The sequence below is a fragment of the Pseudomonas sp. G11 genome (assembly GCF_029457515.1).
GTDB lineage: Bacteria > Pseudomonadota > Gammaproteobacteria > Pseudomonadales > Pseudomonadaceae > Aquipseudomonas > Aquipseudomonas gorinensis.
The window spans coordinates 471,982-489,278 of sequence record NZ_CP120377.1 but is presented as its reverse complement, the minus strand read 5'-3'; the positions used below and the strand labels follow the sequence as shown (position 1 = coordinate 489,278).

Genomic DNA, 17,297 nt, shown 5'->3' with positions numbered 1-17,297 from the left:
CCCCCTCCCACATTTGGTTCCATTTTCACATTGGGTAGTGCGGAGTTATCACGCTTTTTGCCAGACCTTGGGCTTGAAGAACAGGGTCTCGCCACGGGCCAGGCCGGTCAGGCTGTCGTGGTCTTTCACCACTTCGGCTTCGATCAGCTCGCTTTGGCCTTCAACCTTCAACGTCACCCGCGTGGTCGCGCCCAAGGGGCGAATATCGCGCACTTCGGCGGCGTGGTGGTCTTCCAGCTCATGACGTGACAGCGACACTTCATGGGGGCGGAACAGCACATGCTGGTCTTCACCCAGGTGCAGGCGGTTGGAGTCGCCGAGGAAGTGGTACACAAAATCGCTGGCCGGGTTTTCGTAGACGTCGCCCGGTGAGCCGATCTGTTCGATCACCCCCTTGTTCATCACCACGATGCGGTCGGCGACTTCCATGGCCTCTTCCTGGTCGTGGGTCACGAACACCGACGTCAGGTTGATGTCTTCGTGCAGGCGCGCCAGCCAGCGGCGCAGCTCTTTACGCACCTTGGCGTCGAGGGCGCCGAACGGTTCATCCAGCAACAGCACTTTGGGCTCTACCGCCAGGGCGCGGGCCAGGGCGATACGCTGGCGTTGGCCACCGGAGAGTTGTTCCGGGTAACGGTCGGCCAACCAGTCCAACTGCACCATGTTCAGCAGTTCGTGGACTTTGGCCGCGATCTGGCTTTCGTTGGGGCGCTGGTTCTTCGGCTTCATGCGCAGGCCGAAGGCAACGTTGTCGAACACGGTCATGTGGCGGAACAGCGCGTAGTGCTGGAACACAAACCCGACATTGCGATCACGTACGTCGTGGCCGGAGACATCTTCACCGTGGAACACGATGCTGCCGGCATCCGGGGTTTCCAGGCCGGCGATGATGCGCAGCAACGTTGTCTTGCCACAGCCGGAGGGGCCCAGCAACGCCACCAGCTCGCCACTCTGGATATCCAGATTGATGCTGTCCAGGGCCTTGAAAGCATTGAAGTTCTTGCTGACATTACGGACTTCGATCGACATGACTTATTCCTCAGCCGCTGCGGCGCGCAGGCGGTTAATACGGTTCTCGCTCCACTGCTTGAGCAGCAGGATGAAGAGCGCCAGGATCAGCAGCAGGCTCGCCACCGCAAAGGCGGCGACGTGGTTGTATTCGTTGTAGAGAATCTCGACGTGCAGCGGCAAGGTGTTGGTGACCCCGCGAATGTGGCCGGACACCACCGACACCGCGCCGAACTCACCCATGGCCCGCGCGGTACACAGCACCACGCCGTAGATCAGGCCCCATTTGATATTCGGCACGGTCACATGCCAGAACATCTGCCAGCCATTGGCGCCCAGCAGGCGCGCGGCCTCTTCTTCCTGGGTGCCCTGTTCCTGCATCAGCGGGATCAGTTCACGGGCGACAAAGGGCACGGTCACGAAGATGGTCGCCAACACGATGCCGGGCAAGGCGAACACGATCTGGATGTCATGCGCCTGCAACCAGGGCCCGAAGAGGCCCTGGGCGCCGAACATCAATACGTAGACCAGGCCCGCGATCACCGGCGAGACCGAGAACGGCAGGTCGATCAGCGTCACCAGGATGCTTTTGCCACGGAACGAGTACTTGCTCACGCACCAGGCGGCGCTGACGCCGAATACCAGGTTGAGCGGCACCGAAATCAACACGGCGATCACCGTGAGTTTCAACGCGGACAACGCGTCCGGCTCAAGGATCGCGGTGAAAAACGCACCGAGGCCGTTCTTCAGGCCCTGGGACACCACGATAAACAGCGGCAGCAACAGGAACAGGAAGAACACCAGCCAGCCCAGGCCGATCAGGATGCGCCGGGAAACAGCGCTGCCACGGCGGGCTGCGTTGGCCGAGGCTGCAGCGGAAATAGACGATTGGGACATGTTCCGCGCCTCCTTATGGACGTTCGATGCGCCGCTGCAACAAGTTGATCAGCAGCAACAGGACAAAGGAAACCACCAGCATCAGCACGCCGATGGACGTGGCGCCGCGGTAGTCGTATTGGTCGAGCTTGACCATGATCAGCAGCGGCAGGATCTCGGTCTTCATCGGCATGTTGCCGGCGATGAAAATCACCGAACCATACTCACCGACACCCCGGGCAAACGCCAGGGCGAAGCCGGTCAGCCAGGCGGGCAGCAACGCGGGCACGAGGATGTAGCGGAACACCTGCAACGGCTTGGCGCCCAGGCAGGCGGCGGCCTCTTCGACTTCACGGGGGATATCGGCGAGCACCGGCTGCACCGTGCGCACCACGAAAGGCAGCGTGACGAAGGTCAGCGCCAGGGTGATGCCCAACGGGCTGTAGGCGATCTTGAAACCCAGGTCGGCGGCGAACTGACCGACCAGGCCGGTCGGCGTGTACAGCGCGGTCAGCGCGATACCGGCCACGGCGGTGGGCAGGGCGAACGGCAGGTCGATCATCGCGTCGATGATCTTGCGGCCGGGGAAGGTGTAGCGCACCAGCACCCAGGCCAGCAGCGTGCCGATCACACCGTTGATCAGCGCGGCGTACAACGCGGTGCTGAAGCTCAGTTTCAACGCCGCCAGCACACGGGGTGCGGAGATGATGTTCCAGAACTGATCCCAGGTGAGTTGAGCGGCATGTACAAACATCGCCGCGAGGGGGATGAGTACGATCAGGCTGAGGTACACCACGGTGTAGCCCAGCGTCAGCCCGAAGCCGGGTATGACGGGGGAAATACGACGCGACATAAGAGTCCTTGGTTAAAGGTAGAAACCACTGTAGGAGCGAGCTTGCTCGCGAAGAACTCAAGGGCACCGCGTTCATTCAGAATGCCCGCGTCATCATTGACGATCTTCGCGAGCAAGAACTAGGCGTCCCCCTCGCTCCTACAGGTACTTTGGCTTACTGCGCCGTGTAGATCTGGTCGAACACGCCACCGTCGTTAAAGAATTTCGGTTGGGCAGTTTTCCAGCCGCCGAAGTCTTTGTCGATAGTCACCAGGTCCAGTTTCGGGAACTGCTGGGCGTATTTGGCAGCCACTTTTGCATCGCGTGGGCGGTAGAAATTCTTGGCTGCAATCTCCTGGCCAGCTGGGCTGTACAGGTGCTTCAGATATTCAGTGGCGATTTCGGTGTTGCCCTTTTTCTCGGCGTTCTTGTCGACCACGGCCACTGGCGGCTCGGCGAGGATCGACAGGGAAGGCACGACGATATCGAACTTGTCGGCGCCGCCGTCTTCTTTCAGCGCCAGGAACGCCTCGTTTTCCCAGGCCAGCAACACGTCACCCTGACCGTTGTTGACGAAGGTGATGGTCGAACCACGGGCACCCGTGTCCAGAACCGGTACGTGCTTGAACAGCTCTTTCACGTACTCCTGGGCCTTGGCTTCGCTGCCACCGGCCTTGAGGCCATAGGCCCAGGCGGCGAGGAAGTTCCAGCGCGCACCGCCGGAGGTTTTCGGGTTCGGAGTGATCACCGACACATCTTTCTTGATCAGGTCGCCCCAGTCCTTGATGCCTTTGGGGTTGCCCTTGCGCACCAGGAACACGATGGTCGAGGTGTATGGGGTGCTGGCGTCCGGCAGGCGGGTCTGCCAGTTCTCCGGCAGGGTCTTGCCCAGCTTGGCGATTTCGTCGATGTCACCGGCCAGGGCCAGGGTCACCACGTCGGCGCGCAGGCCGTCGATCACGGCCCGGCCTTGCTTGCCCGAACCACCGTGGGATTGCTGGATCTTGACGTTGTCGCCGGGGTGGGACTGTTTCCAGAAGGCGGTGAACTCAGCGTTGTAGTCCTGGTACAGCTCACGGGTAGGGTCATACGAGACGTTGAGCAACTCGTAGTCCTTGGCAACGGCGGAACCGGCAAACACGGCACTGGCCAATGCGGCCAGGGCATAACGGCGAATCGACGACATAGAAGCTCCTGAAATTCTGGGGGTGTTGGCTTTTTCTTATAGTTGCGGGTCTATCGCCGTTCTTGCCTAGCTCGGTTTGTTCCCCGGGTTCTGCAGACGGAATTTTTCCTTGCGTTCGATCTGTACCACTTGGGCGTTGTGCACCGTGATTTCCACCGCGCCAAACCGCAGATCGCGCAGGGCGCTCTGGATCTCACGCAAAATGGCTGCTTCGTCCTGGCCGTCGACGCTACGTAGAGATGCGCTCATGGTCTCGCTCCTGAAATGAATAGTGCCTCGCAGTGGCGGCACTGCTTGCGGCGTGAGGGCGATAGTAGATAAGCGCGGATATTCTTAAAAATACTATTTAAGAATGTTTATATAACCAGAAAGAATTTTCTGACAGGACGCGGGGTTGCGCGAGGGTTTTGCGCCCGAGCGCCGAAATAACGCCTTGTGAAGTTCCGAATGTGGGAGGGGGCTTGCCCCCGATATAGGTGGGTCAGGTACAGATAAGCTGACTGTCACACCGCCATCGGGGGCAAGCCCCCTCCCACATTTTTGACTGCATTTCAGGTCTGGATTGGCGGGGCGCGCTGCCAATCAATGTCCTGCGCCGGCATTGGCCGCCCAAACCAATACCCCTGCCCCATATCGCAGCCTTGCTCCAACAAGAACCGGGCCTGCTCCACCTGTTCAATGCCCTCGGCATGCACCTGCATGCCCATGCTTTTGGCCAGGGCGATGACCACCCGCACAATCGCGGCGTCATCTTCGTCCCACGGCAACCCGGCAACAAACCCCTGGTCGATCTTGAGCTTCTGCACCGGCAGGCGCTTGAGGCGCAACAACGAGGAATAGCCAGTGCCAAAGTCGTCGATGGCCAGGCGCAAGCCCAGTTCGCGCAGGCGGTGCAGTTGTTCCAGGGCCACTTCAGGGTCTTCCATCACTGCGCTCTCGGTGACTTCCAGCTCCAGAAAGGCGGGGTCCAGGCCAGTGGTGTGCAGCACCTGCGCCACTTGCTCATACAGCTCGCGTCGGGCGAACAGGCGGCTGGAGACATTGATGGCGATAAAGCTCAGTTGCACGCCATCGGCCAGCCACTGGCACATTTGGCGACAGGCCTGGTCCATGACCCAGGCGTCGATATCGGCGATCAGCCCGGTCCGTTCGGCGATGGGGATGAACTCGACCGGCGGCACCAGGCCGCGCTCCGGGTGTTGCCAGCGCACCAGCGCTTCGACACCGATCAGGCGGCTGTTGTGCAGATCATGCACCGGCTGGTAGTAGACGCGCAGCTCTTGCTGTTCGAGCGCGCGGCGCAGTTCGCTGGCGATTTCCACCCGGTTCTGCGCGTGGGCGGTCAGCTCTTCGGTGTACAGGGCGTAACCTTCGCGGCCCACGCTCTTGGCCTTGAACAGCGCGGAATCGGCGTTGCGCAGTAACTGTTCGGCGCTCAGGGCATCACTGGGGAACAGGCTGATACCGATGCTTGCACTGATAAACAACTGATGGCCGTCGAAGATGAACGGCTCCCGCAAAGCATCGAGTATGCGTTGCGCCAGCGCGGCGGCCTGCACCACCTGTGGACAACTTTCCACCAATACGGCGAACTCATCCCCGCCCAGGCGTGCCAGGGTGACACCCGGGCCAAACAGACCCGCAAGGCGTTCACTGACCTGCTTGAGCAGTTGGTCGCCGACGTTATGGCCAAGGCTGTCGTTGATGATCTTGAAGTGGTCCAGGTCAAGCAACAGCAAGGCGCAGCCGCGCTTGTGGACCTGCGCCGAGGCCAGTGCCTGCTCGGCGCGGTCGGTGAACAACAGGCGGTTGGGCAGGCCGGTCAGGGGGTCGTGGTGGGCGAGGTGGGCCAGTTCGTGCTCGGAATCCTTGATCGCGGTGATATCGGAAAACACCGCGACGTAATGGCTGAGCTGGCCGTGATCATCATGGATCACACGGATGGTTTGCCACTGTGGATAAATTTCGCCGCTTTTGCGCCGGTTCCAGATTTCGCCACTCCATTCGCCGGTTCGCTCCAGGGTCTGGAACATCTGTTGATAAAAACTCGACGAATGGCGCCCGGACTTGAACAGGCTCGGTTGCTGGCCCATGACGTCTTCGCGCCGATAGCCGGTGATCGCCATAAAGGCGCGGTTCACATGCACGATCAGCCCACGGGCGTCGGTGACGAGTACGCCTTCACGGGTGCAATCGAATACAGCCGCCGCCTGGCGCAGGCGCTCGCGGTTTTCTTTCAGGGGCTGGGCAAGCAGATTGGCCCGGGCAAAGCGCGCGCAAATCAGGTAGATCGCCAGGGCACTGAGCGCCACCCACACATAGCCGCGCACCTGCAGCCATTGGTTCAACTCACTGGGATTATCGAGAAACTCGATCAATACCCGTTGAGTGAGCCCAACCCACAGCATCGAAACCAGCAGATATACCAACCCGGCACGGCGGGCGCCTCGGTATGAAAACAGCATATGGTTAGTAGTCCTTACTAAAAAGCCAGATTCGCCCTACAAAGGCTGCGGATTATAGAATAAGAAACATCCAGTCACTCCTATCTGAAAGGGTGGCTGGTTTTCTCTGTAGGCTTAGTGATAATGCGTGAGCTGTTTTTTTCTTTATCTGAGGGCCATACAGCCTATGTGGTACAACGGTTTTCTTGACTTGTCGGCCTGGCAACTGGTGGCAGTCACTCTGTTGATGACCCACGTGACCATCGTTGCGGTCACCGTCTATCTGCACCGCTATTCAGCCCATCGCTCCCTGGAGCTCAATGCCGGCCTGAAACACTTCTTCCGCTTCTGGCTGTGGCTGACCACGGCGCAGAACACCCGCGAGTGGACCGCTATCCACCGCAAGCACCACGCCAAATGCGAAACCGTCGACGACCCCCACAGCCCGGTGATCAAAGGCCTGTCCACCGTACTGCGCAAAGGTGCCGAGCTGTACCGGGCCGAGGCGGAAAACCCCGAGACCCTGCGCATCTACGGCAAGAACTGCCCGGACGACTGGCTTGAACGCAAGCTCTACACGCCGTACCCGTTGCTGGGCGTGGCGATCATGGGCGTGATCGACCTGCTGCTGTTCGGCACCATCGGCATCACCATCTGGGCGATCCAGATGATGTGGATTCCGTTCTGGGCCGCCGGCGTGATCAACGGCCTCGGCCATGCCATCGGCTACCGTAACTTCGAATGCCGCGATGCGGCGACCAACCTGGTGCCATGGGGCATCATCGTCGGTGGCGAAGAGCTGCACAACAACCACCACACCTACCCCAACTCCGCCAAATTGTCGGTGAAAAAGTGGGAGTTCGACCTGGGTTGGGCGTGGATCAAGGTATTCAGCTTCCTGCGCCTGGCCAAGGTACAGCGCGTGGCACCGATTGCCCACCGCGTGGAAGGCAAGGGCCACCTGGACATGGACACCGCCATGGCGATCCTCAACAACCGCTTCCAGATCATGGCCCAGTACCGCAAGCTGGTGATCGGCCCACTGGTCAAGCAGGAGCTGGAAAAGGTCGATCACTCGGTGCGCCACCAGTTCCACCGCGCCAAGCGCCTGCTGTCGCGGGAAACCAGCTTGCTGGATGACCGCCATCACCTGCGTATCCAGAGCATGCTGGAACACAGCCACGCGCTGACCGTGATCTACGAAAAACGCCTGGCACTGCAGCAGATCTGGCTCAAGACCAGCTCCAATGGCCACGACATGCTGGCGGCAATCAAGGAATGGGTGCATGAGGCAGAGGCCAGTGGTATTCAGTCCCTGCGCGATTTTGCCCACCAGCTGAAAACCTATTCGCTGCGCCCTGCGGCGGTCTGATGATGCAGGGGGAGGGGCCTGCCCTCCCCCGCAATCACTTTTTTGACGTCATTCTCCAGACACGCGCTAATCCGTCCTAATCGCCCCTGATGACGGAACTTCGCTGCAATTCGTCCCTCTCAAACAACACTTCGCCATCATGGTGGCCCCTTGTTGTGACCGCTGCTGAATCCTGCGGCGCGCCCAGAGAGAGTTGTGCCGATGGTCCACGAAAAACCCTACCTGTCCGATCCGCCCACCACAGAGCCGCCCCGACCCGCAGCGGCGGCGACCTTGCTGGCGCTCATGCATGCCCAGGGCGAAGTCGAACGGCTCAGTGAGCGCGAGCAATTACTGAGTTCACTGCTGGTCAGCGTAAACGCCGTGCTGTGGGCCGTCGATTGGCAGACGCGCCGCGTGCTGTACGTCAGCCCGGCCTATGAGCGGATATTTGGACGCCCGGCCGGCCTGCTGCTCGCCGACTATCGGGAATGGCGCAACAGCATTCACCCCGAAGACCTCGACTACGCCGAATACAGCCTGGCCCGCGTGCTGGACCACGGCGCCGTGGAAGACCGCGAGTACCGCATCATCACCGCCGACGGGCAAATTCGCTGGTTGAGCGACAAATGCTACATCAACCAGCAGGTCGGACCGGGCGAACCGGTGATCGTGGTGGGCATAGCCGAAGACATTACCGAAAAGAAGCAACTGGAGATGGAACTGCACCGGCTGGCCACCACCGACGTGCTGACCCAGAGCAGCAACCGCCGGCACTTTTTCGAATGTGCCAAGCAGGCCTTCGACAGCGCCCGCGCCCAAGGCGCGCCGCTGGCGTTCCTGTTGCTGGACATCGATGATTTCAAGGACGTCAACGACACCTACGGTCACCTGGAGGGCGACCAGGTGCTGCGCCGCATCGCCGAGAGCGGTCGAGGCGTATTGCGCCGTGGCGACCTGTTCGGGCGCATTGGCGGTGAAGAGTTTGCCGCCGTACTGCCTGGATGCGCACCGGAGATGGCGTTGCAAGTGGCCGAACGCCTGGGCAAAGAGATCCAGGCCCTGAATTTCAGCTACGAAGGCCAGGCGTTCACCGTGACCGTCAGCCAGGGCCTGGCCAGCCTCACCGACGAAGATTCAACCCTGGACAGCCTGTTCGCCCGCGCCGATGCGGCGATGTACGAAGCCAAGCGGCAGGGCAAGAATCGCGTGGTTGCGGGTTAGAAGATCAGATCAAATGAAGGATTAAAACCTTTCCTTAAACGAGCGTATTTTTGTGGCGCGCGAGCTGTTGTGGCAAGCGGGCCGTTGTGGCGAGCGGGCTTGCCCCGCGTTGGGGCGCGTAGCGGCCCTAAAACCAGTCTCCCGGTTCTACCAGAAGAAATGCGGTGGCCTTATTGGGGCTGCTGCGCAGCCCAACGCGGGGCAAGCCCGCTCGCCACAGGGGGTTCAGTTTGCTGCGCGACAGCACTGCACCTCCCACACTTGAATGTCATCGTTCTCTAGGCCTTGCGCAACCGCATCAGCTCCGACAACCCCACTTTCAGCAAGCGTGCCGTTTTACTCCTGGCCAACTCTTCCAATCCTTCTCGCTCGGTCAACCGCGCCATTTGCGCGGCCAGGTGCACCACCAGCGCATCCCGGGCATACACCCCACCCTCCAGGGAATAGATCGCGGCGATCAGTTGGCGCAGCTCCAACGGCAAGCGCCAACGTGCGCGCAGTGCCGAGCCATAAGCGGCACCAAACGTGTACAGGGACTCGCCGATGGCTTCGTCATCCAGGGCTCCGCCGCCCTGGCGCCAGTCTTCCAGGCAGCGCAGCAAGGCCAGGTCGCCCAGCCGATGCAGGATGCCGGCGCTGTAACAGCGTTCGTGGTCCAGTTCCAACATGCGCGCCAGGCGCCGGGCGTAGTCGGCGGTGTCCTGGGACACCTGCCAGTAGCGCTCGGCGTAGGCCACCAGGGCTGGGTCGCCCAATACCACATTGTGCTTGAGCGCCAGGCCGAGGATCAGGTTCATGCTTTGCCCGGCCGCCAGTTTGTGCAGGGCTGCCGCCAGGGTTTGCACGGGCGTGCCGTGATGGCCGGCACTGTTGGCGGCGGCGATCAGTACGGCGGTAATCTGCGGGTCCATGCGCACCTGGTCTTCCAGCTGCTTGAGGTCCAGGCCCTCAGGCCCAAGGCTGTGCTGCACGGCCGCCCTCACATCGACCCGCAACGGCGCACCATCGCAGGCATCACGGCGGCGTTCGAGGAACGCCGGCAAGGTCATGCCCGGCGTCAGCGCCGGCACTTCGCAATACACGCTTTCGCCTTCGTTGAGCAGCAGGTCTTGCAGGCGCTGGGTCAGGCCTTCCAAGTTCAGGGGCTTGGTGAGATAGGCCGTGGGCGCCAGGGGCAAGGCTTCGCGTACGCTGGCGCTGTCATTGCGACTGCTCAGCAGAATGAAGGGCAGCACGGGCGAGCGGCGCTGCTGGCGTACGTCGCGCAGCAGGCTCAGGCCATCGATGCCCGGCAGTTCCCAATCCGCCAGGATCAGGTCGTAGTGTTTTTCGCGCAGCAACGTGGCCGCGTGCTGCCCATCGGCACACACATCCAGCCGCGCGTCACAGCGCACATTCAGCAAGACTTGCTTGAGCAGATCCCGCGACCAAGGGTCCGCCTCGGCAATCAGCACACGGGGTACAGCGGGTAAAACAACAGCAGTCATCTGCACGCTCCATCGGCAATGTCTGCAACCTTAGTCAATGCCGCCGCCTGCGTACAATGAACAACGCCTGAATGTGCTGCCTCGGGCAACAAAAAACCCGCCGAAGCGGGTTTCTTTACGAACAGGCCAGCGTCCGATTACAGCTCGGAGAAGCACTCTTCGATGATCGCCAAGCCTTTGTCCAGTTGCTCGTCCGGCGCGGTCAGCGGCACCAGGATGCGCAACACGTTGCCGTAAGGGCCGCAGGACAGCAGGATCAAGCCCTTCTCACGCGCCTTGGCCACCACGGCGGAGACGGCAGCGGCGTTGGGCTTGTGGGTGTCGCCACCTTCGAACAGCTCGATCGCGATCATGGCGCCCAGGGCACGCACGTCGCCGATCACCGGGTACTTGGCCTGGATGGCCTTGAGGCCGGTGACCAGACGTTCGCCAAGGGCTTTGCAGCGATCCAGCAGATGCTCTTCTTCGAACACTTCCAGCACGGCCAGGGCCGCCGCGCAGGCGATCGGGCTACCCGCGTAGGTGCCACCCAGGCCACCTGGGGCGATGGCGTCCATGTACTCGGCCTTGCCGCACACACCGGCCAGCGGGAAACCGCCAGCGATGGATTTGGCGAAGGTGGTCAGGTCGGCAGTGACGCCCATCTGTTCCATGGCGAAGAACGTACCGGTACGGCCGGCACCGGTTTGCACTTCGTCAGCGATCAGCAGGATGCCGTGCTTGTCGCACAGTTCACGCAGGCGCTTCATGAAGGCTTTAGGCGCGACGTAGAAACCGCCTTCGCCCTGCACTGGCTCGATGATGATCGCAGCGATGTCACGCGGCTCGGCATCGTTCTTGAAGATGCGCTCGATGCTGGCGATGGAGTCGTCGACGCTCACGCCGTGCAGCTCGTTCGGGTACAGCGCGCGGAAGATGCCACCTGGCATCAGGCCCATGCCGGCCGAGTAAGGCACGACTTTACCGGTAAGGCCCAGGGTCATCATGGTGCGACCGTGGTAAGCGCCAGTGAACGCGATGACACCGGCACGGCCAGTGGCGGCGCGGGCGATTTTCACCGCGTTTTCTACCGCTTCGGAACCGGTAGTGACCAGCAGGGTTTTCTTGGCGAAATCACCTGGGACCTTGGCGTTGATTTTTTCGCACAGCTCTACGTAGGGCTCGTAGGCCAATACCTGGAAGCAAGTGTGGGTCAGCTTGTTCAGCTGCTCGGTCACGGCCGCGATGATTTTCGGGTGCACGTGGCCGGTGTTCAGCACGGCGATACCACCAGCGAAATCGATGAACTCGCGACCTTCAACGTCGGTCACGGTGGCGTTCTTCGCGGATTCGGCGAAGATCGGGTGAATCTGGCCAACACCGCGCGGTACAGCGGCTTCGCGGCGTTTCATCAGGGAAGCGTTGGTCTTGCTCATAAAGTCCTCATTCGCCACTCATCGGGTGGCGTGGTCCAAGGAATACGTGGCGGGGAGGCAACTACGGCAGCATGCGATGATCGACTGCCACAGCTTTCCCGGCCACTACGAATAACGATGTGAAACACGCAAAGGGTCAGCGCTCTCGTGCCCTTTGCGTTTACTGCAATCCCTTGCCGGGCTTATCCCTTACAGAACTTAGATGCCCAGGCAGAGGTATTTGATTTCCAGGTAGTCCTCGATCCCGTACTTGGAGCCTTCACGGCCCAGGCCCGAAGCCTTGATGCCGCCGAACGGCGCCACTTCGTTGGAGATCAACCCGGTGTTGACGCCAACCATGCCGTATTCCAGGGCTTCAGCCACACGGAACACACGGCCCAGGTCACGCGCATAGAAGTAGGACGCCAGGCCGAACTCGGTGTCGTTGGACATCGCGATCACTTCGGCTTCGTCCTTGAAACGGAACAGCGGCGCCAGCGGGCCAAAGGTTTCTTCCTTGGCCACGGCGGCGTTCTTCGGCACGTCGACCAGGATGGTCGGTTCGAAGAAGTTGCCTTCCATCACCTTGCCACCGGCCAACAGCTTGGCGCCTTTGCTCAGGGCATCGGCAATGTGCTCCTGAACCTTGGCCACGGCTTTTCCGTCGATCAGCGGGCCCGTGGTGGTGCCTTCTTCCAGACCGTTACCGATCTTGAGCTTGGCCACGGCCACCTTGAGCTTTTCAGCGAACGCGTCGTACACCGAATCCTGGATGTACAGGCGGTTGGCACAGACGCAGGTCTGGCCGTTATTGCGGTACTTGGAGATGATCGCGCCTTCGACGGCCTTATCCAGGTCGGCGTCGTCGAACACGATGAACGGCGCGTTGCCACCCAGCTCCAGGGAAACTTTCTTGATGTCCTTGGCGCATTCGGCCATCAGCTGGCGACCGATTTCGGTCGAGCCGGTGAAGGACAATTTACGCACGATCGGGTTACTGGTCAGCTCGCCGCCGATGTCGCCGGCGCTGCCGGTGACCACGCTCAGCACGCCTTTAGGGATACCGGCACGGTGCGCCAGCTCAACCAGGGCCAGGGCCGAGAACGGGGTTTGCGAGGCAGGCTTGATCACCATGGTGCAACCAGCGGCCAGGGCCGGGCCGGCTTTACGGGTGATCATCGCGGCCGGGAAGTTCCACGGCGTGATCGCGGCAGTCACGCCGATCGGCTGCTTGATCACGATCAGACGCTTGTCGGGCTGGTGGCCAGGGATCACGTCACCGTAGATGCGCTTGGCTTCTTCGGCGAACCACTCGATAAAGGAAGCAGCGTAGACGATCTCGCCCTTGGCTTCGGTCAACGGCTTGCCTTGCTCGAGGGTCATCAGGCGACCGAGGTCGTCCTGGTTTTCGATCAGCAGTTCGAACCAACGGCGCAGCTTATTGGCGCGCTCCTTGGCGGTCAGCGCACGCCAGGCCGGCAAGGCCTTGTCGGCGGCTTCGATGGCGCGGCGGGTTTCAGCGGCGCCCATCTTCGGCACGGTGCCGATAATCTCACCCGTGGCCGGGTTGTTGACCTTGATGGTTTGACCATTGTCCGCATCCACCCAAGCGCCATCGATAAAGGCTTGCTGGCGGAACAACTGGGTATCTTTGAGCTGCATGTCGGCTTTCCTTAACAGCACCGCGCGCACGCGGAGCGAATTAGAGTTGTTGAAAGGCGCCTTGTGGGCTGCCGTCAGGGAAATCAGCCCCAGCACGCGCGGGAAGTGAAAGAGCGCACGGGAGACAGAGCGTTTGAAATCTCAAACGAATCCTAGGATCAATGGGGGTGCAGGGCAATAGTCTGTTCGAAAAAAAGAACGAAAACCGCGTATTTACCGGATTTTTCTGATCAGCGTGATCGGCCCGTGCGCCACCAGGTTGATCCCTACCGCACGGCGCAGGGCCTCTGCGCGGCAAAATCCTACGTTTGAACGGCCAAAGACCAGCATGGACGCCCAAGGTCGACATGGGTATGATGTCGCCCGCACAAGCATCCGTAGCTCAGCTGGATAGAGTACTGCCCTCCGAAGGCAGGGGTCGTGGGTTCGAATCCCGCCGGGTGCACCATATATAGAGATGAAGAAGCCCTAGGTCGAAAGATCTGGGGCTTTTTTGTGGGTGATTGGTTGATGGTTTTTTTGATGGGGGGAATCACATTGAAGCGGTGAGATTGACGGTGTGGACAGCTCGTCTTGAGCATTGGGTTTGAACTGTCCGAAGTTTCCGGATAGCTGCCCTAGCTGAGCCAACCTCACAGATCATCTACCTGCCATCAGCTCTAGGTTGAGCCTAACGACATTCTCGTTACTCGCCCCACGTGATCTGCTCGTTCGCCCAAATGGTGAAAATAAGGAGTTCGGTGGTGTAAATAAATCTGACCCGATTTCGGCCATAAACGCCACCACATCTCTTTTCGAAATTCCCGAGGCTAAGATTTTTCTTAAGGCGTTGCAGCGCAAGAAGGTGGTGATTCAGCGGGACATTGAGAAGGATGCGTTCTATCGAGAGGCGTTGTTTCATGATAATGCGAAGGCAGCAGACAGCAGGCTCGTCGACTCGGCGAGGCCCTATTTGGCTTTATTGACCAAGCAAGCGCTACATTGTCTACCGAAGACGATGCCGTGTGGCATTCGCTTGCTATTGTTCCGCGAGATGACTTCACGGCTGGCGAGCGCGAGTTGAAGAACAAGATCTACCGGACACGTCGACCTTCAGAATTGAATGCCATGACTAGGCAAAATGCTCAAACTCAAACGCCCTGAGCACTATCATTCTCGTAGTCTACAAGCCGCCTCTGGGCGGCTTTTTATAGCTACGAGAATGCATAAATTCCTCAAAATAGACACTGGACACGGGACCGGGAAAGTTCCAAGACGCGTCTCGACGGCATATCGCTAATAACATGGACTCGACTGGCCAAACGGCGCAACGAGCTATGCTAGAGAACAGACAGCACAATAACTAAATGTTTTATGCTGGCGCCTCAGGTTTCGCATCGCGAGGTTTATCTGAACCTTTGCGAGTCCGCTTCTTTTCTCCGGATTGTACCGGTAATTTAGAAGTGGGCTTTGCAGTAGGTTTTGCGGCAGCCGCAGTAGCAGCAAGGGGTTTCGCTGCATACTTAACATTGGATTGCATATTTGGTTTGGCAGTAGACTTAACTGCGGCGAGCTTAACAGGGCTCTGTTTAATGGGCGCAATCACTTTCTTTTCTGAACCAGCCGAAACAATGGTGCCAGACGCTTGATTTTGTTTCTGATGAGCCTCAGCAGATAACTTAAGCAGTTTATTGACGGCATTACCGAAGCCTACAGACGCTAGTAGCTCACCGAACCCACTGATAAGTTGTGTTTCATTGCTTAAGCTAAGCTCTTGCCCTTCAAACTTTAGAATACATGGGTAGCCCGTGGCGCGCTGCTTCCAGCCCGCAACCTCCTGAGAAAATGTACCAATATCGGTGGTCAGAGAAAGCACAACCAAATCTTGCTTCAGATTGATAGAGTCAATCCCTGCCAGATTATTCACCAACGAAGCCGCTTGGGAAAGAGTCGACACTGAGCGAAAAACCTTTAGTTCGCCTGCTGGAAATTTACGTAGATCAGTATTAACTCTGTCAAAAACGCCATCCACCTCTCTAATCGCAGCAAGTGACTGATTGGATTTTTCAACACCCTCTTGAACCAGCTTTAAAAAGTCCATTAAACCGCCCTCTTTAAATTACAGGTAATGGGATAGTGATCAGATAACTCCTTCCATGACAATGGATTTCCGCCGACCATTATATTACTCATGATTTCGACGCCGCTCCCTACAAAACTCCATTCATCTCTAAGAAACCCAGAAGAAAGAATAATCTGATCGAATGTCCGCCAATTGGTCATATGTCTTGCATCGGAGCTTGAACAAGTACCAGCAGGCAAATGCCTTCCAGTGACAAGGTCATTCATACCTATTAATCGCCAAGTAGGATTAAATAGTGCAGTACTACGCGCCTTGACGTAACTAATATCTCGACTCGCTTTTAATGTCATCTGGATCGGCATGCTGAACGGTTCGTCGTTGAAGTCACCGCAGATAATAATGAGAGCATTAGGATCTTGCTCATAAATATCCTCCACATAGCCTCTAAGCTGCAAGGCTATCTCGACCCTAACATACTCACCCTCGGAATAGGTCTGCAAACTTTGCCAGTGGCAGAGTATTACCCAAACATCCGTGGTCCCACCTAATTTGAAAAGCAGCTTCTGTCCGACTTTCAGTCGTTTTTCAGTTGTAACTGCCTTAGGGAAACTCTGAAAAAGACTTCCAAATCTGGTGAGATACGGCTGTCCCACGAACTGAACGGTTGAGCCCCGATGAAGCAAATGTCTTTCGCTGATGCCGAGTACGCAGGCAAACGTAAGCAGACCCGCCGTGAGCGTTTCCTGATTGAGATGGATCAGGTCGTGCCCTGGAAAGGCCTGATTGCGTTGATCGAGCCGCATTATCCGAAGGGTGAAGGCGGTCGTCCGGCGTATCCGTTGATGGCCATGCTGCGGGTTCATCTGATGCAAAACTGGTTCGGCTACAGCGATCCGGCGATGGAAGAGTCCCTCTACGAAACCACGATTCTGCGCCAGTTTGCCGGGCTGCATTTGGATCGGATTCCGGATGAAACCACGATCCTCAACTTCCGCCGGCTGTTGGAAAAACATGAGCTGGCCGGTGGGATTTTGCAGGTCATCAACGGCTATTTGGGCGACCGAGGTTTGCTGCTGCGTCAGGGAACTGTGGTCGATGCGACGATCATTCATGCGCCCAGTTCGACCAAGAACAAGGACGGTAAACGCGACCCCGAAATGCACCAGACAAAGAAAGGAAATCAGTACTATTTCGGGATGAAATCGCACATCGGTGTCGATGTTGAATCCGGTCTGGTACATAGCGTGGTGGGCACGGCGGCGAATGTGGCGGACGTGACTCAGGTCGATCAGTTGCTGCATGGCGAGGAAACTTACGTCTCTGGCGATGCCGGTTACACCGGCGTGGAGAAGCGTGCGGAGCATCAACATCGCCAGATGATCTGGTCGATCGCAGCGCGCCCCAGCAGCTATAAGAAGCATGCAAAAAAGAGCCTGATCGGTCGCATGCGCCGCAAAATCGAATACGCGAAAGCTCAAGTCCGGGCCAAGGTTGAGCATCCATTCAGGGTGATCAAGCGCCAGTTTGGTTATACGAAAGTCCGCTTCCGAGGCTTGGTGAAAAACACCGCGCAGCAGACCACACTGTTTGCCTTATCGAACCTGTGGATGATGCGAAAACGACTGTTGAATGCAGGCGAGGTGCGCCTGTGATGTGGACAATGAGCCCTGAAAAGGTGCTATTCCGCAAAAAACAGTGAACTGACAGGAGGAAAGGTCTGATTTTCGATTAAGTCGGTGTTTTTTGAACCTCAGACAGCGAGGCCGTTAAA

The 17,297-nt window shown here is 58.8% G+C and carries 15 protein-coding genes and 1 tRNA gene; 5 read left to right on the top strand and 11 right to left on the bottom strand.

The window, feature by feature from the left end:
• Nucleotides 1-48: 48 nt before the first annotated feature.
• From P2T68_RS02130 to dibA, 6 genes are all read right to left on the bottom strand, one after another.
• Complete coding sequence (locus P2T68_RS02130; RefSeq protein ID WP_024072744.1) at nucleotides 49-1,029, bottom strand: sulfate ABC transporter ATP-binding protein; 981 nt, start codon at nucleotides 1,027-1,029, stop codon at nucleotides 49-51.
• Nucleotides 1,030-1,032: 3 nt separating this feature from the next.
• Nucleotides 1,033-1,905, bottom strand: coding sequence for a sulfate ABC transporter permease subunit CysW (gene cysW, locus P2T68_RS02125; RefSeq protein ID WP_024072743.1), 873 nt, complete (start codon nucleotides 1,903-1,905; stop codon nucleotides 1,033-1,035).
• Nucleotides 1,906-1,918: 13 nt separating this feature from the next.
• The gene (gene cysT / locus P2T68_RS02120; RefSeq protein WP_024072742.1) at nucleotides 1,919-2,737 is read right to left on the bottom strand and encodes a sulfate ABC transporter permease subunit CysT; all 819 of its coding nucleotides are present in this window, start codon (nucleotides 2,735-2,737) and stop codon (nucleotides 1,919-1,921) included.
• Between the two features lie 154 nt (nucleotides 2,738-2,891).
• The gene (locus P2T68_RS02115) at nucleotides 2,892-3,902 is read right to left on the bottom strand and encodes a sulfate ABC transporter substrate-binding protein (protein ID WP_069075004.1); all 1,011 of its coding nucleotides are present in this window, start codon (nucleotides 3,900-3,902) and stop codon (nucleotides 2,892-2,894) included.
• A gap of 66 nt (nucleotides 3,903-3,968) precedes the next feature.
• Nucleotides 3,969-4,151: a sulfur starvation response protein OscA gene (oscA, locus tag P2T68_RS02110; RefSeq protein WP_003170956.1), complete on the bottom strand. Its 183-nt coding sequence runs from the start codon at nucleotides 4,149-4,151 to the stop codon at nucleotides 3,969-3,971.
• Between the two features lie 302 nt (nucleotides 4,152-4,453).
• The gene (gene dibA / locus P2T68_RS02105) at nucleotides 4,454-6,367 is read right to left on the bottom strand and encodes a phosphodiesterase DibA (protein ID WP_069075003.1); all 1,914 of its coding nucleotides are present in this window, start codon (nucleotides 6,365-6,367) and stop codon (nucleotides 4,454-4,456) included.
• 166 nt (nucleotides 6,368-6,533) lie between these two features.
• Here dibA and desA point away from each other — a divergent pair, with 166 nt between their 5' ends.
• Nucleotides 6,534-7,718: a delta-9 fatty acid desaturase DesA gene (gene desA / locus P2T68_RS02100; protein ID WP_024072739.1), complete on the top strand. Its 1,185-nt coding sequence runs from the start codon at nucleotides 6,534-6,536 to the stop codon at nucleotides 7,716-7,718.
• Between the two features lie 201 nt (nucleotides 7,719-7,919).
• Nucleotides 7,920-8,921 (top strand): sensor domain-containing diguanylate cyclase, encoded by a 1,002-nt coding sequence (locus tag P2T68_RS02095; RefSeq protein ID WP_102624808.1) that lies wholly within the window; start codon nucleotides 7,920-7,922, stop codon nucleotides 8,919-8,921.
• A gap of 278 nt (nucleotides 8,922-9,199) precedes the next feature.
• Here P2T68_RS02095 and P2T68_RS02090 read toward each other — a convergent pair whose 3' ends face one another.
• The 3 genes from P2T68_RS02090 to gabD form a co-directional block, all read right to left on the bottom strand.
• A complete protein-coding gene (locus P2T68_RS02090; RefSeq protein ID WP_277378960.1) occupies nucleotides 9,200-10,408 on the bottom strand; it encodes an HDOD domain-containing protein in 1,209 nt (402 codons plus the stop codon).
• 137 nt (nucleotides 10,409-10,545) lie between these two features.
• Nucleotides 10,546-11,823: a 4-aminobutyrate--2-oxoglutarate transaminase gene (gene gabT / locus P2T68_RS02085; protein WP_024072736.1), complete on the bottom strand. Its 1,278-nt coding sequence runs from the start codon at nucleotides 11,821-11,823 to the stop codon at nucleotides 10,546-10,548.
• 198 nt (nucleotides 11,824-12,021) lie between these two features.
• Nucleotides 12,022-13,464, bottom strand: a complete 1,443-nt coding sequence (gene gabD, locus P2T68_RS02080) for an NADP-dependent succinate-semialdehyde dehydrogenase (protein WP_069075000.1) — start codon at nucleotides 13,462-13,464, stop codon at nucleotides 12,022-12,024.
• 371 nt (nucleotides 13,465-13,835) lie between these two features.
• On the opposite strand from gabD, the gene P2T68_RS02075 reads away from it, so the two are divergent.
• Both P2T68_RS02075 and P2T68_RS02070 read left to right on the top strand, forming a co-directional pair.
• A tRNA-Arg gene (locus P2T68_RS02075) sits at nucleotides 13,836-13,912 on the top strand.
• Between the two features lie 216 nt (nucleotides 13,913-14,128).
• Entirely contained in the window at nucleotides 14,129-14,527 is a 399-nt protein-coding gene (locus P2T68_RS02070) for a hypothetical protein (protein WP_069074999.1), read from the top strand.
• A 288-nt stretch (nucleotides 14,528-14,815) separates the two neighbouring features.
• Here the strand turns inward: P2T68_RS02070 and P2T68_RS02065 are convergent, their stop codons facing one another.
• Both P2T68_RS02065 and P2T68_RS02060 read right to left on the bottom strand, forming a co-directional pair.
• Complete coding sequence (locus tag P2T68_RS02065; protein WP_069074998.1) at nucleotides 14,816-15,544, bottom strand: hypothetical protein; 729 nt, start codon at nucleotides 15,542-15,544, stop codon at nucleotides 14,816-14,818.
• Nucleotides 15,544-16,329 carry a hypothetical protein gene (locus tag P2T68_RS02060; protein WP_277378959.1) on the bottom strand — a complete coding sequence of 262 codons (786 nt, stop codon included), beginning with the start codon at nucleotides 16,327-16,329 and terminating at the stop codon, nucleotides 15,544-15,546. The genes P2T68_RS02065 and P2T68_RS02060 overlap by 1 nt, the downstream gene beginning before the upstream one ends.
• Between P2T68_RS02060 and P2T68_RS02055 the strand changes: the two genes are divergently transcribed.
• Nucleotides 16,210-17,178, top strand: a complete 969-nt coding sequence (locus P2T68_RS02055; protein WP_277378958.1) for an IS5 family transposase — start codon at nucleotides 16,210-16,212, stop codon at nucleotides 17,176-17,178. The two genes, P2T68_RS02060 and P2T68_RS02055, sit on opposite strands and share 120 nt — an antisense overlap.
• Nucleotides 17,179-17,297 lie beyond the last annotated feature (119 nt).

Bases quoted from the DNA above. Each gene is read 5' to 3' on its own strand.
- P2T68_RS02130 (WP_024072744.1), bottom strand. From the start codon at position 1,029: ATGTCGATCGAAGTCCGTAATGTCAGCAAGAACTTCAATGCTTTCAAG.
- cysW (WP_024072743.1), bottom strand. From the start codon at position 1,905: ATGTCCCAATCGTCTATTTCCGCTGCAGCCTCGGCCAACGCAGCCCGC.
- cysT (WP_024072742.1), bottom strand. From the start codon at position 2,737: ATGTCGCGTCGTATTTCCCCCGTCATACCCGGCTTCGGGCTGACGCTG.
- P2T68_RS02115 (WP_069075004.1), bottom strand. From the start codon at position 3,902: ATGTCGTCGATTCGCCGTTATGCCCTGGCCGCATTGGCCAGTGCCGTG.
- oscA (WP_003170956.1), bottom strand. From the start codon at position 4,151: ATGAGCGCATCTCTACGTAGCGTCGACGGCCAGGACGAAGCAGCCATT.
- dibA (WP_069075003.1), bottom strand. From the start codon at position 6,367: ATGCTGTTTTCATACCGAGGCGCCCGCCGTGCCGGGTTGGTATATCTG.
- desA (WP_024072739.1), top strand. From the start codon at position 6,534: ATGTGGTACAACGGTTTTCTTGACTTGTCGGCCTGGCAACTGGTGGCA.
- P2T68_RS02095 (WP_102624808.1), top strand. From the start codon at position 7,920: ATGGTCCACGAAAAACCCTACCTGTCCGATCCGCCCACCACAGAGCCG.
- P2T68_RS02090 (WP_277378960.1), bottom strand. From the start codon at position 10,408: ATGACTGCTGTTGTTTTACCCGCTGTACCCCGTGTGCTGATTGCCGAG.
- gabT (WP_024072736.1), bottom strand. From the start codon at position 11,823: ATGAGCAAGACCAACGCTTCCCTGATGAAACGCCGCGAAGCCGCTGTA.
- gabD (WP_069075000.1), bottom strand. From the start codon at position 13,464: ATGCAGCTCAAAGATACCCAGTTGTTCCGCCAGCAAGCCTTTATCGAT.
- P2T68_RS02065 (WP_069074998.1), bottom strand. From the start codon at position 15,544: ATGGACTTTTTAAAGCTGGTTCAAGAGGGTGTTGAAAAATCCAATCAG.
- P2T68_RS02055 (WP_277378958.1), top strand. From the start codon at position 16,210: ATGTCTTTCGCTGATGCCGAGTACGCAGGCAAACGTAAGCAGACCCGC.
- P2T68_RS02060 (WP_277378959.1), bottom strand. From the start codon at position 16,329: ATGCGGCTCGATCAACGCAATCAGGCCTTTCCAGGGCACGACCTGATC.